Origin of the sequence: Pseudomonas sp. B19(2017), assembly GCF_002113165.1 — a bacterium.
Classification (GTDB): domain Bacteria; phylum Pseudomonadota; class Gammaproteobacteria; order Pseudomonadales; family Pseudomonadaceae; genus Aquipseudomonas.
Window position 1 is genome coordinate 22659 of sequence record NZ_NEJR01000006.1, and the last position, 14909, is coordinate 37567.

The 14909-nt window shown below is 63.6% G+C and carries 15 protein-coding genes; 8 read left to right on the forward strand and 7 right to left on the reverse strand.

Annotated elements, in window-relative coordinates; translation table 11 throughout:
• On the reverse strand, positions 1 to 702 hold the full coding sequence (locus tag CAF70_RS10790; protein ID WP_085623158.1) for a 4'-phosphopantetheinyl transferase: 702 nt from the start codon (positions 700 to 702) through the stop codon (positions 1 to 3).
• Between the two features lie 177 nt (positions 703 to 879).
• Complete coding sequence (locus CAF70_RS10795; RefSeq protein WP_085622751.1) at positions 880 to 1671, reverse strand: dienelactone hydrolase family protein; 792 nt, start codon at positions 1669 to 1671, stop codon at positions 880 to 882.
• Positions 1672 to 1812: 141 nt separating this feature from the next.
• Between CAF70_RS10795 and CAF70_RS10800 the strand changes: the two genes are divergently transcribed.
• From CAF70_RS10800 to CAF70_RS10815, 4 genes are all read left to right on the forward strand, one after another.
• Entirely contained in the window at positions 1813 to 2418 is a 606-nt protein-coding gene (locus CAF70_RS10800) for an outer membrane beta-barrel protein (RefSeq protein WP_013973837.1), read from the forward strand.
• A 149-nt stretch (positions 2419 to 2567) separates the two neighbouring features.
• Positions 2568 to 3245 carry a response regulator gene (locus CAF70_RS10805; RefSeq protein ID WP_085622753.1) on the forward strand — a complete coding sequence of 226 codons (678 nt, stop codon included), beginning with the start codon at positions 2568 to 2570 and terminating at the stop codon, positions 3243 to 3245.
• A complete protein-coding gene (locus CAF70_RS10810) occupies positions 3242 to 4588 on the forward strand; it encodes an ATP-binding protein (RefSeq protein WP_085622756.1) in 1347 nt (448 codons plus the stop codon). Before CAF70_RS10805 ends, CAF70_RS10810 begins: the two co-directional genes overlap by 4 nt.
• A gap of 410 nt (positions 4589 to 4998) precedes the next feature.
• Positions 4999 to 6321, forward strand: a complete 1323-nt coding sequence (locus CAF70_RS10815; RefSeq protein ID WP_085622758.1) for a dicarboxylate/amino acid:cation symporter — start codon at positions 4999 to 5001, stop codon at positions 6319 to 6321.
• 210 nt (positions 6322 to 6531) lie between these two features.
• Here the strand turns inward: CAF70_RS10815 and tsaA are convergent, their stop codons facing one another.
• From tsaA to CAF70_RS10835, 4 genes are all read right to left on the reverse strand, one after another.
• Complete coding sequence (gene tsaA, locus CAF70_RS10820) at positions 6532 to 7224, reverse strand: tRNA (N6-threonylcarbamoyladenosine(37)-N6)-methyltransferase TrmO (RefSeq protein ID WP_085622760.1); 693 nt, start codon at positions 7222 to 7224, stop codon at positions 6532 to 6534.
• 6 nt (positions 7225 to 7230) lie between these two features.
• A complete protein-coding gene (locus CAF70_RS10825) occupies positions 7231 to 7692 on the reverse strand; it encodes a DUF1456 family protein (RefSeq protein ID WP_085622763.1) in 462 nt (153 codons plus the stop codon).
• Between the two features lie 49 nt (positions 7693 to 7741).
• On the reverse strand, positions 7742 to 8452 hold the full coding sequence (locus tag CAF70_RS10830; RefSeq protein WP_085622765.1) for an rRNA pseudouridine synthase: 711 nt from the start codon (positions 8450 to 8452) through the stop codon (positions 7742 to 7744).
• Between the two features lie 77 nt (positions 8453 to 8529).
• Positions 8530 to 8982 carry a GNAT family N-acetyltransferase gene (locus tag CAF70_RS10835; protein ID WP_085622767.1) on the reverse strand — a complete coding sequence of 151 codons (453 nt, stop codon included), beginning with the start codon at positions 8980 to 8982 and terminating at the stop codon, positions 8530 to 8532.
• A gap of 212 nt (positions 8983 to 9194) precedes the next feature.
• Here CAF70_RS10835 and CAF70_RS27870 point away from each other — a divergent pair, with 212 nt between their 5' ends.
• From CAF70_RS27870 to CAF70_RS10855, 4 genes are all read left to right on the forward strand, one after another.
• Positions 9195 to 9866 carry a hypothetical protein gene (locus CAF70_RS27870; RefSeq protein ID WP_371915948.1) on the forward strand — a complete coding sequence of 224 codons (672 nt, stop codon included), beginning with the start codon at positions 9195 to 9197 and terminating at the stop codon, positions 9864 to 9866.
• Positions 9867 to 9985: 119 nt separating this feature from the next.
• Positions 9986 to 10831 carry a DUF6502 family protein gene (locus tag CAF70_RS10845; RefSeq protein WP_085622771.1) on the forward strand — a complete coding sequence of 282 codons (846 nt, stop codon included), beginning with the start codon at positions 9986 to 9988 and terminating at the stop codon, positions 10829 to 10831.
• Positions 10828 to 12510 (forward strand): DUF5666 domain-containing protein, encoded by a 1683-nt coding sequence (locus CAF70_RS10850; protein WP_085622774.1) that lies wholly within the window; start codon positions 10828 to 10830, stop codon positions 12508 to 12510. The genes CAF70_RS10845 and CAF70_RS10850 overlap by 4 nt, the downstream gene beginning before the upstream one ends.
• 54 nt (positions 12511 to 12564) lie before the next feature.
• Complete coding sequence (locus tag CAF70_RS10855; RefSeq protein ID WP_085622776.1) at positions 12565 to 13314, forward strand: hypothetical protein; 750 nt, start codon at positions 12565 to 12567, stop codon at positions 13312 to 13314.
• Positions 13315 to 13504: 190 nt separating this feature from the next.
• On the opposite strand, the gene rimO is transcribed toward CAF70_RS10855, so the two are convergent.
• Positions 13505 to 14845, reverse strand: a complete 1341-nt coding sequence (rimO, locus tag CAF70_RS10860) for a 30S ribosomal protein S12 methylthiotransferase RimO (protein ID WP_085622778.1) — start codon at positions 14843 to 14845, stop codon at positions 13505 to 13507.
• Positions 14846 to 14909: the final 64 nt, after the last annotated feature.

Genomic DNA, 14909 nt, shown 5'->3' on the forward strand with positions numbered 1-14909 from the left:
TCAGACGCTGACCAGGCTGAGCAGGTGGCCGTCCTGCAGGCAGAACTGGCCCTGCAGCTCGGCGCCATGCCGCCACTGCGGCGACAGGTCGGTGAGCAGGCGCAGGCGGGCCAGGCCTTCGGCGGACCAGTCCAGCACTTCGGCGTGCTCGAAGTAGAAGCGCTGACGGGTCAGCGGGTAGAGCGTCTTGAACAGGCTTTCCTTCAGCGAGAAGGTCAGGGTGACTGCAAGGCCGAGCTGGTGGCGGTCCAGGCGCTCGAGCTCGGGCGGGGTGAGGATTTCGCCCATCAGCCGCTCGGCGCGTTGATCATCCAGCAGCGCTTCCTGATCCAGGCCCAGGCCCTGGCAACTGCCTTCGGCGGCGACCACGGCAGCAGCCCAGCCTTTGCCGTGGGTGATCGAGCCATGAATGCCGGCGGGCCAGATGGGCGAGCGGTCTTCGTGTGTACCGGGCACGTAGTCACGGCCGTCCAGGCGCTGCAGCGCGGCGCGGGCGCATACCCGGCCGGCCAGGTACTCGGCCTGGCGCTTGGCCACCGAGCGTTGCAGGCTGGCGCTTGGCACGACGCCGGCGCGCTGGAAGTCGTCGGGGACCAGGCGGGTGGGGTCGAAGGTGCAACTGACCAGTACCGCGCCGGGTAATGGGCGGGGCAGGGGCCAGTGGTGCTGGAGCGGGGCGCAGCAGGCGGGGAGTGTGTTCATGGGGCTATTGTGCCAGCCGCGGCGGTGGTGTGGGAGGTGGGATTGCAGAGGGCTGCTTTGCAGCCCAATCGCCGGCAAGCCGGCTTCCACAGGTACAGCGTATGTCTCAGGTTTTGCGCGGTCCTTGTGGGAGCCGGCTTGCCGGCGATTGGGCCGCAAAGCGGCCCCTCGCGTTGCTTACTTGAACACCTTCTTGAAGAACGCCTGCATGTCCGCCCAGGAGCTTTCATCCGCTGCCTTGTTGTAGCCGATATCCGGCCCGCCATGCTCGCCATGGCTCAAGCGGTCCGCGTCCGGGTTGGTAAACCCGTGCTTGGCCCCGTCGATGCTGACGAACTGGTAGTTGACCTTAGCCGCATCCATTTCGGCCTTGAACGCTGCTACCTGCTGCGGGGTAACCATGCTGTCCGCAGCACCATGTTCGACCAGGATATCCGCCCGCACCACGCCAGGCTTTGCCGGGGTCTGCGTGGCCAGCGCGCCGTGGAAGCTCACCACGCCATCCAGCTTCTCCCCGCGCCGCGCGGCATCCAGCACCACCTTGCCACCGAAGCAGTAGCCTACCGCACCCAGCTGGTGCTTGTTGGTATTGGGCTGCAGTTTCAGCAGTTCAAGCCCGGCGTCGAAGCGGCGCTCGGCAGCTTTCGGGTCCTTCATCACCTCGGCCATGAACGCCTGGGCATCGGCGGGATGTTCGGTCTGCTTGCCGTCGCCATACATGTCGATGGCCAGCGCGTTGTAGCCCAGCGCCGCGAGGTCGCGGGCGCGACGCTTGGCGTAGTCGTTCAGCCCCCACCATTCATGCACCACGACAATGCCGGGGCGCTTGCCCTCGATGGCGTCGTCATAGGCGTAGTAGCCGACCAGGCGGTTGCCATCGGCGTCCTGGTAGGGAATTTCGCGAGTTTGCACCGCCGCTTGAGCGAGGGCGGCGCCGCACATCAGGGTCAAGGCCAGCAGGGCGCGCATGGTCACTACTCCTAGTTCTGCAAATAGTTCTGCAAACAGTTCGTTCAGCCAGGGTTCAGCCAGGGTTCAGTCGCGGTTCAGGGTGCCCTGCTTACTCTAGCTTCCAGACCGCAACAGCGCACTCAACCGGAGTATCCCGCCATGAAAACCTTCAATACCCTGCTTGCCGCCATGGCCGTCTGCGCCGCTGGCATCACCACCGCCCAGGCCGCCGACGACAACTTCGCCAGCCTGACCTACGGCCAGACCAGCGACAAGGTTCGCAAGTCCGGCCTGCTGCAGCGCAACACCGACCACCTCAATGCCGACGGCATCATCGGCAAGGACGACACTTGGGGCGTGCGTGTGGGCAAGATCAATGACCAGGGCCGCTACTACATGACTTACGACAATGTATCGGGCGACCACAGCGGGCTGAAGTTGCGCCAGGAAAACCTGCTGGGCAGCTATGACCTGTTCCTGCCAGTGGGCGATACCACCAAACTGTTCGGCGGTGGCAGCCTGGGCGTGACCAAGCTGACCCAGGACTCGCCAGGCGCCAGCCGGGATACCGACTACGGTTACGCGTATGGCCTGCAGGCCGGCGTGATTCAGGACATTACCGACAAGGCTTCGGTGGAACTGGGCTACCGTTACCTGCGTACCAATGCCGCCACCGAAGTGGGTGCGCACGGCGGGCCGAAGGATGGCACCCTGCGCTTGACCAGCAGCGCCCAGACCTACCTGGCTGCAAGCTACAAGTTCTGACGGGCGAGCCGGGTTATCCTGTACCGGCCTCTTCGCGGCTAAAGCCGCTCCCACAGGGATCGCAAAGGACTTGAAGCCTGTGCAGTACCTGTGGGAGCGGCTTTAGCCGCGAAAGGGCCGGTACAGGCAATGCAAACAAGGAGCTGCACATGAAACTGCTGGTGGTCGAGGACGAAGCCCTGCTTCGCCATCACCTCTACACCCGCCTGGGCGAAAGCGGCCATGTGGTCGAGGCGGTCGCCGACGCCGAAGAGGCGTTGTACCAGGCCGGGCAATACCACTTCGATCTGGCCATCATCGACCTGGGCCTGCCTGGCATCAGCGGCCTGGAGCTGATCACCCGCCTGCGCAGCCAGGACAAGACCTTCCCCATTCTCATCCTCACCGCACGCGGCAACTGGCAAGACAAGGTCGAAGGCCTAGCCGCCGGCGCCGACGACTACCTGGTCAAGCCGTTCCAGTTCGAAGAGCTCGAGGCACGCCTGAACGCCCTGTTGCGTCGCTCCAGCGGGTTCACCCAGTCGACCATAGCCGCCGGCCCGCTGATGCTCGACCTCAACCGCAAGCAGGCAACGCTGGACGAGCAGCCCCTGGCCCTGACCGCCTACGAATACCGCATCCTCGAATACCTCATGCGCCATCACCAGCAGGTGGTGGCCAAGGACCGCCTGATGGAGCAGCTGTATCCGGGGGACGAGGAGCGTGACCCCAATGTCATCGAAGTGCTGGTCGGTCGCCTGCGGCGCAAGCTCGAGGGCGAGCACGGCTTCAAACCGATCGACACCGTGCGCGGCCTGGGCTACCTGTTCACCGAGCGCTGCCGATGATCCGTTCGCTGCGGGTGCGCCTGATGCTGGCGGCCGCGGTGCTGGCGCTGCTGTTCATGCTGGCGCTGCTGCCGGCATTGCAGAAGGCCTTCAGCCTGGCCCTGCAGGAGTCGATCGAACAACGCCTGGCCTCGGATGTGACCACGCTGATTTCCGCTGCACGCATCGAGCACGGCCAGCTGCAGATGCCGACGCTGCTGCCGGACGAGCGTTACAACCTGCCGTACACCGGGCTGCTCGGCTATATCTTCGACCGCGACGGCACGCTGGTCTGGCAGTCGCGGGCCACCGCCGCGCAGAACATCAACTACCGCCCGCGCTACGACGGCCGCGGCAACGAATTCGCCCGCATTCAGCAGGCCGATGGCGAAGAATTCTTCGTCTACGACGTCGAGATCAAGCTGTTGGGTGGCCAGAGCGCCGCCTACAGCATCGTTGCCCTGCAACCGGTGCGCGAGTACCAGCACACTCTCGACGGCCTGCGCGAAAAGCTCTATCTGGGCTTTGGCGCGGCCTTGCTGGTGCTGCTGGTGCTGCTGTGGGCCGGCCTGACCTGGGGCCTGCGTTCGTTGCGCCGGCTTAGCCGGGAGCTGGACGACGTAGAGTCTGGCGCGCGGGATGGGCTGAGTAGCGAACACCCGCGTGAACTGCTGCGCCTGACCGGCTCGCTGAACCGCCTGTTGCGCAGCGAGCGCGAGCAGCGTCAGCGCTACCGCGATTCGCTCGATGACCTGGCGCACAGCCTGAAGACGCCGCTGGCGGTGTTGCAGGGGGTGGGGGAAAGCCTGCAGCAGCGTAGTGGCGAGCGCGAACAGGCGCGCGTGCTGCAGAGCCAGATCGAGCGCATGAGCCAGCAGATCGACTATCAGTTGCAACGCGCCAGCCTGCGCAAGAGCGGCCTGGTACGCCACAGCGTGCTGCTGCGACCGTTGCTCGACAGCCTGTGCAGCACCTTGGCCAAGGTGTACCGGGACAAGCGGGTGGAGGTGAGCCTGCAACTGCCCGAGTCGGCGCAGGTGCCGATGGAGCAGGGCGCGTTGCTGGAGTTGCTGGGCAACCTGCTGGAAAACGCCTACCGCCTGAGCCTGGGCCAGGTGCGTGTGAGCCTGGAGCAGGCGCCTGGGCAGTTGACCTTGTGCATCGAGGACGACGGCCCGGGGGTACCGGTGGACCAGCGTGAGCGGATTCTGGAGCGTGGGGAGCGGCTGGACAGCCAGCATCCGGGGCAGGGGATCGGGCTGGCGGTGGTCAAGGACATCGTCGACAGCTATGACGCCGAGTTGAGCCTGGGGGATTCTCCTCTGGGGGGCGCGGCGTTCAGGATCACCTTCAACCTCGAGTGATTTGCTGGCTTGGCCGGCCTCTTCGCGGGTAAACCCGCTCCGACAGGGGCGCACTGCACTCGAGCCCTGTGCGGTTCCTGTGGGAGCGGGTTTACCCGCGAAGAGGCCGGCACAGGCAAACCACGATGGGCGGATTCCCGCCAATGCCCCTGTACAAAACCCGCCACCGGGCGGAAATCCGCCAGCCTTTCTCAAGCAAATCGCCCCGTCGTTGGGCGTTTATCCCTTGCAAATACGGCCCTTGCACCCTTCGTGGGCATTTTGGCACCACCCTTGCTATTGATCCTCGCAGAGGCCTGCCCAGGCAGCTCGAACACAACGACAAATCCCTCCGGGTGCAGGAGGGTTAGCGATTCAGGTGCCCCATCGCCCTGGGAAGGGTGACCCGGCACACTTGAGGAAAATTAGCCATGACGACACGTCAGCCGCTGTACAAATCCCTGTATGTCCAGGTGTTGGTCGCCATCACCATCGGTATCCTGCTCGGCCACTTCTATCCGGAGACGGGCGTTGCCCTCAAACCCTTGGGTGACGGCTTCGTCAAACTGATCAAGATGGTCATCGCCCCGATCATCTTCTGCACCGTGGTCAGCGGCATCGCCGGCATGCAGAGCATGAAGTCGGTCGGCAAGACCGGTGGCTACGCGCTGCTGTACTTTGAAATCGTCTCTACCATTGCCCTGATCATCGGTCTTGTCGTCGTCAACGTGGTCAAGCCGGGCGCTGGCATGCACATCGACGTCAGCACCCTGAACGCCAGCAGCGTGGCTGCCTATGCCGCCGCCGGCGCGCAGCAGACCACCGTCGGCTTCCTGCTCAACGTCATCCCCAACACCGTAGTCGGCGCCTTCGCCAATGGCGACATCCTGCAAGTGCTGATGTTCTCCGTGCTGTTCGGCTTCGCCCTGCACCGCCTGGGCAGCTACGGCAAGCCGGTGCTGGAAATGATCGACCGCTTCGCCCACGTCATGTTCAACATCATCAACATGATCATGAAGCTGGCCCCGGTCGGTGCCTTTGGTGCGATGGCCTTTACCATCGGCCAGTACGGCGTTGGTTCGCTGGTGCAACTGGGCTACCTGATGGCCTGCTTCTACATCACCTGCCTGCTGTTCGTGCTGGTGGTGCTGGGCGGTATCTGCCGCGCCCACGGTTTCAGTGTCCTCAAGCTGATCCGCTACATCCGTGAAGAACTGCTGATCGTGCTGGGTACTTCCTCCTCGGAATCGGCCCTGCCACGCATGCTGGCCAAGATGGAGCGCCTGGGTGCGAAGAAGTCGGTAGTGGGCCTGGTCATCCCGACCGGTTACTCGTTCAACCTTGACGGCACCTCGATCTACCTGACCATGGCTGCGGTGTTCATCGCCCAGGCCACCGACACCACCATGGACATCACTCACCAGATCACCTTGCTGCTGGTGCTGCTGGTGGCGTCCAAAGGTGCTGCCGGCGTTACCGGCTCGGGCTTCATCGTGCTGGCTGCCACCTTGTCGGCGGTTGGCCATCTGCCGGTTGCCGGCCTGGCGCTGATCCTCGGCATCGACCGCTTCATGTCTGAAGCCCGCGCCCTGACCAACCTGGTGGGCAACGCCGTTGCCACCGTGGTCGTGGCCAAGTGGGTAAAGGAAATGGACAACGACAAGCTGGCATCGGAGCTGGCCTCCGGTGGTGCGCCGCTGGTCGATAACCGTCCGACCGACGACCTGGGCGTGGCGGAAGGCCCGGCTCGCTGATAGCGGAGCGATGAAAAGAAAAAGGCGACCCTGGAGGTCGCCTTTTTCATGCCTGCGCGGTCCCTTTGTAGGAGCGGCCTTGTGTCGCGATCGGGGCGCGTAGCGGCCCCAGGATTTCCGCCACCCTGCAAGATTGCCGGGGCTGCTACGCAGCCCTGTCGCGACACAAGGCCGCTCCTACAAGGGATCGCGTACAGGCCTGAGTCGAGGTCAGGCCAGCACCACCTCCAGCACCCGGATCACGTCCGGTTGCGGGTAGTGCCAACGCACTTGCACATCCCAGAACTTCACCCCATACACCCGCTCGGCCGGCGGCACCTGGTAGGCCGGCCGGGGGTCCTGCGCCAGGCATTGCTCGATCAGTTCCACCAACGGTTCACCCAGGCGCAGCGCATGTTCACGGGCCTGGGGCAGGGCGTTGTCGCCCCACTGCACGGCGATCGCGACAGGTGCTTCGCTGGCCATCTGGTTGCTGGCACCAGCGATGCTGTCGGCGTATGGCACATACGGCTTGATGTCCAGTATGGGGGTGCCATCGAGCAGGTCTATCCCGGACAGCAGCAGGCGCCCGGGCTCCACGCCTTCCAGGCGCACTACCGACTGGCCGATACCATTGGGCCGGTGAGTGGCGCGGGTGGCGAACACGCCCATGCTCTTGTTGCCGCCCAGGCGCGGCGGCCGCACCTTCAGGCGGGGTTTGTCTTCCAGTGCCTGGTGAAACAGGAACAGCAGCCAGATATGGCTGACCTGCTCCAGGCCCTCGACCGCATCCCCCTGGTCGAACGGTGGCAGCAGTTCGAGCACGCCGCGTGCGGCGGGCGCCAGTTGTGGCTGGCGCGGGATGGCGAATTTCTCCTTGAAACAGGAGCGGAGAATGCCGACCGGAGTAACCGTATGCTGCATGGCCACTCAGCCGCGCACGCGCAAGGTCAGGCCCTTGAGGAAGTTGCGCAGCAACTGGTCGCCGCACGGGCGGTAGTTGTCGTGGCCGGCCTTGCGGAACAGCGCGCTGAGTTCGGGCTTGCTGACCGGGAAGTTGACCGACTTGAGGATTGCATGCAGGTCGTCTTCCTTGAGCTCGAAGGCCACCCGCAGCTTCTTGAGGATGAGGTTGTTCGTCACCGGCAGCTCGATCGGCTGCAGCGGGCGGCTGTCGTCCTTGCCGCGGCGGTGGATGACCAGGCCGTCAAGAAAGTGCGCCATGACCCGTTCCGGGCAACGCACGAAGCCTTCCTCGTCTTCTTTCTTCAGGTAGGTGGCCAGCACCAGGGGATGCACGTCGAGGCCGGATAGCCCGATGATCTCGACCATCTTGGCGTCATTCACCTTGAGCATGTAGCGCAGGCTACGCAGGACGTCATTGTGGTTCATTGCTGCAGAATCCTGTTCAGGTGCCGCGCCGGTGGGCGCAGCATATTGCTTAGAAACGTTCGGTAGTGGCCAGGTAGCGCCATTGGCCCAAAGGCAGCTTGCCCATCGATACACCACCCAGGCGAATGCGGCGCATGCCTACCAGCTCCAGGCGCAGGTACGCGCACAGCTCGGCAATCTGCCCCGGCTGCGGGTTTTTCAGGACCATGCGCAGGTGGGTCTCGTTCTGCCAGCTGGCCTTGGTCCTGGGCAGCTCGCGGTCATTGCGGGTGGCACCGCGTGCCAGGCGTTCCAGCGCCTGGGGCGTGGTCTCGCCGCGCACTTCAACGATGAACTCCTGTTCCAGGCGGCGCAGGTCGGCGTCGATCTTGCGGGTTACCCGCCAGTCCTGGGTGAAAACCTGCAGGCCGCTGGCACCGCGCTCCAGCGGCGCCACGCAGGCCTGCCGGGCAAAATGCCCGTGCAGGGGGCGCACACCTTCGCGGTGGGCTTCGCTGAGGGTGCCCATGTTCATGCTCGCGCGGGCGGTTTCGCTGTCCACGCTGGCCGGCTGGTTCAGCAGCAGGGTTACCGGTTCCAGCGTTTCGGCACGGGCACCTGGCAGCAGTTCGACGCGCTGTTGTTCGACCTTGAACTGTGGCTGCTCGACCACCACGCCATCGACCGTGACCCAGCCGCCTTCGATATACAGCTCGGCCTCGCGGCGAGAGCAGCCAAGCTGCTCGATAAGGCGTTTGGACAGGCGGACGGGTTCGGACATGACGGCAATTCGCAAAGGCAGGGAAAGACCTGCATTGTACCTGCCCGCGCGGCAGAGGGGCTGGGAATCTGTGTCATTTACGCCGTTTTGCGCAGGCGCATGTGCAGCAACGGGTAGGGTTGCCCCAAGCCGTCGGTTTCCGAACGGCCGATCACCTCGAAGCCTTCATGCAGATAGAAGCCCAAGGCTTGCGGGTTCTGTTCGTTGACGTCCAGGCGCTCGGCATTCAACTCGTCGATTGCATGGTGCAGCAGGCGCTTGCCGACCCCTTGGCCCCGGTAGGCAGGTGCGACGAACAGCATGTCAACGCGCCCGTTGGCGACCCCGGCGAAGCCGCAGATGCGTTGGCGATCCTTGCAGCAGATCAGCATCACGGCATCGAGGTAGCGACGCAGCACCTGTTCGCGTAGCAAGACGATATAGCCATCCGGCAAGAAGTCGTGGGTGGCGCGTACCGAATCCTCCCATACCTGTACCAGTTCGTCGTAGTCACTCAAGCGCGGGGTTTGCAGCGTCAGTACCGCATGCATGTCGGTGTTCCTCCGTGACGATAAGGCAAACATAGCAGGCCAACCACCGGTCGGCTTTTCCGCGCGGTGCTTGAACCTCGGGGTGTGGAAGACTATTACTTGTACGTGGGAAAAAATCCCACGCAATAATAAGCAAAAGCTGAACCCAGAATTTCCGGCTTGATTTGGCGTTTCTCATGGCGATGACCTGGAGACGAAACATGCATATCCCTATGTTGTTCAAAAAGGCGCTATTGGCGGCCGCGGTTGCTGGCGTGCTGTCGACTTCCATCGTTCTGGTCCCTGATTCGATATCCAATGGCTCCAGTGCCTACGCCAAGGATGGTGGTGGCGGTGGTGGAGGTGGTGGAGGTGGTGGCGGTCATGGTGGCGGCGGCGGTGGTCATGGTGGTGGCGGTGGCGGCCATGGTGGTGGTGGCGGTGGTCACGGCGGCGGTGGTGGCGGTCATGGTGGTGGTGGCGGTGGTCACGGCGGCGGTGGTGGCGGCCACGGTGGTGAAGGCGGTGGCCACGGTGCTGGCGGAGATGGAGGTGGCCACGCCGGTAACAGTGGGCGCGGTCATGATGGTGCCTCGAACTCTGGGCGCAGCGGCAACCACGCTGAAGCGGGTGATGATCATGGCAATCACGTTGGCGGTGAGCCTGGGGACGATCACGGTAATCACGTTGGCGGTGAGCCCGGTGACGATCACGGTAATCACGTTGGCGGTGAGCCCGGGGACGATCATGGCAATCATGTTGGCGGTGAGCCTGGCGATGACCACGGCAATCACGTTGGTGGTGAGCCTGGTGATGATCGTGGTGACCCTATGGGTGGCGAACCGGGTGATGACCGCGGTGAGCATGCCGCAGGCGAACCGGGTGATGACAACAGCAGGAGTTGACTGGCGCTGAACTCAACGCGAATGCAATGAGCGCTGACGACCATCCCTGATTTTGTTGGGGTTGTGTGGGATGTTTTCCCACGGCGTATACTGGGTTCATCTGTCAAGGAATGCGCTCAATGCAATCGCCTGCCATCCCCCCTTCGATGTTAAGTGCACTGCGGCGCGTCATGCGTCCGCTGGTGCGCCTGATGCTGCGCAAAGGGGTCACCTACACGATGTTCGCCGACCTGCTCAAGGAAGTGTTCGTCGATGTGGCCCATCGCGAGTTTCGCCTGGACGGTACCGTGCCGACCGACAGCCGTATCAGCCTGCTCACGGGCGTGCATCGCAAGGACGTTCGGCGTTTGCGCAGCGAGGGGGGGACATCGCTCGTCGCGCTGCCGGAAAACATCACGTTAGGTGCGCAGCTGGTCAATATGTGGACCACTGCCAAGCCGTTCTGCTCGGAGCCTGGCCAGCCGCTGCCGTTGCCGCGCCTGGCGAGTGTCGGCGGCGATCGCTCCTTCGATGCCCTGGTAGCGAAGATCAGTACCGACATTCGCGGGAGGGTGGTGCTGGATGAGTGGTTGCGCCTGGGTATCGTCCGGCTCGACGAACAGGACTGTGTCCACCTGGAAGCCCAGGCATTCGTGCCGCAGAAGGGCTTCGATGAAAAGGCCGCGTACTTTGGCCACAACCTGCATGATCATGCCTGCGCAGCAGTGCACAACCTGAGCGGGGAAGGCCAGCCGTTCTTTGAACGCAGCGTGCACTACGACGCCTTGAGCCCGGCCAGTGTCGACCATCTGCGTGAAGCGGTGGACAAGGATGGCATGCAGATGCTGCTTGCCTTCAGTCGGCTTGCATCAGACCTGGAAGATGCCGATGTGCCCAGTGCCGGGCAGCGTCAGCGCATCACTGTCGGGCTTTATTTCTACACTGAAACCACCGACTCCGATTTGTCGAAGACACCTGACCCATGACCTCCCTCGCGCGCTGCCTCAGTGTCGTCGCACTGGCCCTGGGTTTCGGGCTGAACCTGGTGGCGCCTGCCGAGGTGGCCGCAGCACCGGTGTGTGTCAGCCGTGACGAAGTGGGTATGGCGGGAGCAGCGGGCTTGCAGTTTCCGGGTGGCATGGGTGGCACCGGGGCCAGGACGGGCGGTGTCGGCGGTACAGGCGTACGCAGTGAAAACGGTGGTGTGGGTGGCACCGGTGCGCCGCAGCCGCAGCGTCCTGGTGGCACAGGCGGGACCGGTGCGGTGGCCGACGGTGTGGACGGTACCTTTATCGATCACGGTGGTGTCGGCGGTACCGGCGCGCCGATCCTGCGCCCGGGCGGCAGCGGTGGCACAGGCATCGTCGGCACCATCACCGGGTTCGCTTCGATCTGCGTCAATGGCCTTGAAGTGCACTTCGGCAAAGATGTGCCGGTGAGTGAAAACGGTGCGCCTGCCAGTAGCGCTCACCTGGCGATCGGGCAGGTTGTCGCGGTGGAGGCATTTGCCGGCAAACGCGGCCTGCAAGCAGGGCGCATCTCCATCCTCAACGTTTACGAAGGGCCACTGACGGCACTGCCCAATGCTTCGGCCCCCCTGCGGGTCATGGGCCAACCGGTGCGCCTTGCTGCTGGGGCACGGGTGGCCGAAGGGCTGCGCCCGGGCGAACCGGTCAGGGTCAGTGGCTTGCGCGATGCCAGAGGCGAAGTGGTAGCCAGCCGTATCGAACGGGCGCCTGGGCTCAGGGAAGCCAGTGCCATCGGTGCGGTTGATCGTACCGGCAGCCTCCAGGGGCTGAAGCTGGGAACCCGCGTGGCACCCGCACGGGAAGTGCTGGTGCGTGGGCAGTGGACCGGGCGTCAGCTGGAAGTGGCGCAAACCCGCCCAGACCCGAGCCTGCCTTTTGCTGGCCGTGTACAGGCGGCGGTGATCGAGGGGCTGGTACAGCGCAGCCACGCTCAACAACTGGTGGTGGCAGGGATCAAGGTGACGCTGGGGCAGGGCACCGTGATCGTCGGCAAGCAGTCCGCGGCATTTACGCTCGATCAACGTGTGCGGGTGAGCGGGGTGTTCAGTGGCAAGCACGAGCTGCGGGCAACCCGCGTGGAGTTCGATGGCGACCGTGCCGATAACCCGGACAGAGGGCACTCGGGGCGGCGCAGCGAGCATGGGACCAGTGACGCTGAAGGCGCCAGCAATAGCGGGCATGGCGGGCGCGATGCGACCAGCGTTCGCCTTGAAAGCAATGACGATCACAGCGGGCACGGTGGCGTTGACGGCTCCAGTGGTCGTGACAGTACTGAAAGCCTGGACAAGTCCGGGAGGTCAGAACATGTCGACAGCGTGGAGCAGCCCGAGAGCAGCAACAGTGGACGCTCTGGTCGGGTAGAGAGGGTCGAGCTTGAGCGGGTGGAAAAAGTAGAGAAGGTTGAAAAAATACAGAAACCAGAAAAAGTAGAGAAAGTAGAAAAAATCGAGAAAGTAGAAAAGCCCGAGAAGCCCGAGAAGCCCGAAAAGGTCGAGAAGGTCGAGAAGGTCGAGAAGCCTGAGAAAGTCGAGAAGGTAGAAAAACTCGAGAAGGTAGAAAAAGTCGAAAAGGTCGAAAGACCCGAGACAATAGAGAAAACTGAAAAAGTGGAGCATCCAGAGCGATCCGGGCATTAGGCAACTAGGCTGGGTAAGTGCCATCACGCTTCCCGCCGGGATACCGAGGTGCAGATGAGACCCACGCTCCCTCTTTTCGCCTGCTTGCTGTCATGCGCCAGCGCGTCGGCCCTGGGCGATACCTTCAGCGCCGCCATAGGCATGGACTATTCAAGTGGTGACTATGGCACCGGTACCACCTCGGAAATCTGGTACGTCCCCGTGGTCGGCAAGTATGAAACCGGCCCGATGACCTACAAGGTCACCGTGCCCTGGCTGCGTATCACCAACCCTGAAGTGGGGCCCAATGGTGACCCCTTGCCCGGTGGCTGCCGGGATGTGGAAAGCGGGTTGGGAGACACGGTTGCCAGCGCCGGTTATGCGCTGCTAGACGGCAGTGACGGCGGCCTGATGGTGGACCTTATCGGCAAGGTCAAATTCCCCACTGCCGATGAAGACCAGTGCCTGGGCACCGGTGAATACGACTACACCGGCCAGGTCGACATCGCCAAGGCCTTTGGCCCGATGACCGGCTTCGCGACCCTGGGCTGGAAGAAGTTCGGTGACCCGCCCGACAGCGATTTCGACGACCCGATATTTGCCAGCCTCGGCTTCGCCATGCCCGTGGCTGCAGGCACTTCGGCGGGCGCCTCCTACGACTGGCGGCAGAAGGTCGTCTCGACAGGCGCGCAGATCAGGGAACTTACCCTGTTCCTGACGCACAAGCTCAACCAGCAGTGGAAAGTGCAACTCTATGCGGTCAAAGGCTTCTCGGATGCCAGCCCGGACGCAGAGGGCGGTCTGATGCTTTTTCATGCGTTCTGAAGAACAAGCCCTGCCCCGGCAATGCCCGATCCCGGGAGCAACTGTCTTGTGTTGCCTGTCAGGGCCTCATCGCCGGCAAGCCAGCTCCACAGGTACTGCACAGGCCTGAAGGCAGCGCGGTCGAGGTGGGAGCCGGCTTGCCGGCGATGGGCCGCGAAGCGGCCCCAAATTGCTTGACTGACAGGCTTTGTCAGCGGCCTTGGATGGGTTCAGCCCACATGTCGTATTCGTCGGCATCCACCACGCGGCAACGCACCTTGTCACCCGGCTTGAAGCCGTGGTCGCCATCAATGAACACGCTGCCGTCGATCTCCGGGGCATCGAAGAAGCTGCGGCCAACCGAACCTTGCTCTTCCACTTCATCGATCAGCACGTCGATTTCCTTGCCGATGCGCAGTTGCAAGCGGGCGGCGCTTATGGCCTGCTGGTGGGCCATGAAGCGGTCCCAGCGGTCCTGCTTGACGTCGTCCGGCACTTCTTCCAGGCCCAGGTCGTTGGCCGGGGCGCCTTCTACCGGCGAGTACTGGAAGCAGCCCACGCGGTCCAGCTGGGCTTCGGTCAGCCAGTCCAGCAGGTACTGGAAATCTTCCTCGGTCTCGCCTGGGAAGCCGACGATGAAGGTGGAGCGGATTACCAGCTCCGGGCACTGCTCGCGCCAGTTCTTGATGCGCGCCAGGGTACGGTCTTCGAAAGCCGGGCGCTTCATGGCCTTGAGTACTTTCGGGCTGGCGTGCTGGAACGGGATGTCCAGGTACGGCAGGATCTTGCCGGCGGCCATCAGCGGAATCACATCGTCGACATTCGGGTACGGGTACACATAGTGCAGGCGGACCCACGCGCCCAGGCTGCTCAGCGCTTCGCACAGCTCGAGCATGCGGGTCTTGACCGGGCGGCCGTTCCAGAAATCGGTCTTGTACTTGACGTCGACGCCGTAGGCGCTGGTGTCCTGGGAAATCACCAGGATCTCCTTGACCCCGGCCTTGACCAGGCGCTCGGCCTCGCTCAGCACTTCGCCGACCGGGCGGCTGACCAGCTTGCCGCGCATCGACGGGATGATGCAGAAGCTGCAGCTGTGGTTGCAGCCTTCGGAAATCTTCAGGTACGCATAGTGGCGCGGGGTCAGCTTGACGCCCTGCGGCGGTACCAGGTCGATCAGCGGGTTGTGGTCCTGGCGTGGCGGCACCACTTCATGCACCGCGTTGACCACCTGCTCGTACTGCTGCGGGCCGGTGACCGACAGCACGCTCGGGTGCACGTCACGGATGCTGCCTTCCTCGACACCCATGCAGCCGGTAACGATGACCTTGCCGTTTTCCTTGATCGCTTCGCCGATCACTTCCAGCGATTCTGCCTTGGCGCTGTCGATGAAGCCGCAGGTGTTGACCACCACCACGTCGGCGTCCTCGTAGGTGGGCACGACTTCATAGCCTTCCATGCGCAGCTGGGTCAGGATGCGCTCGGAATCGACCAGGGCTTTTGGGCAACCCAGGCTTACGAAACCAACCTTGGGGGTGGCGGGCGTGGTGGACATGACTAACCTCGGTATTGAATGCAGGTCGCCCGACCGGAATCGGGGGCGATCTTGACGGACGCTT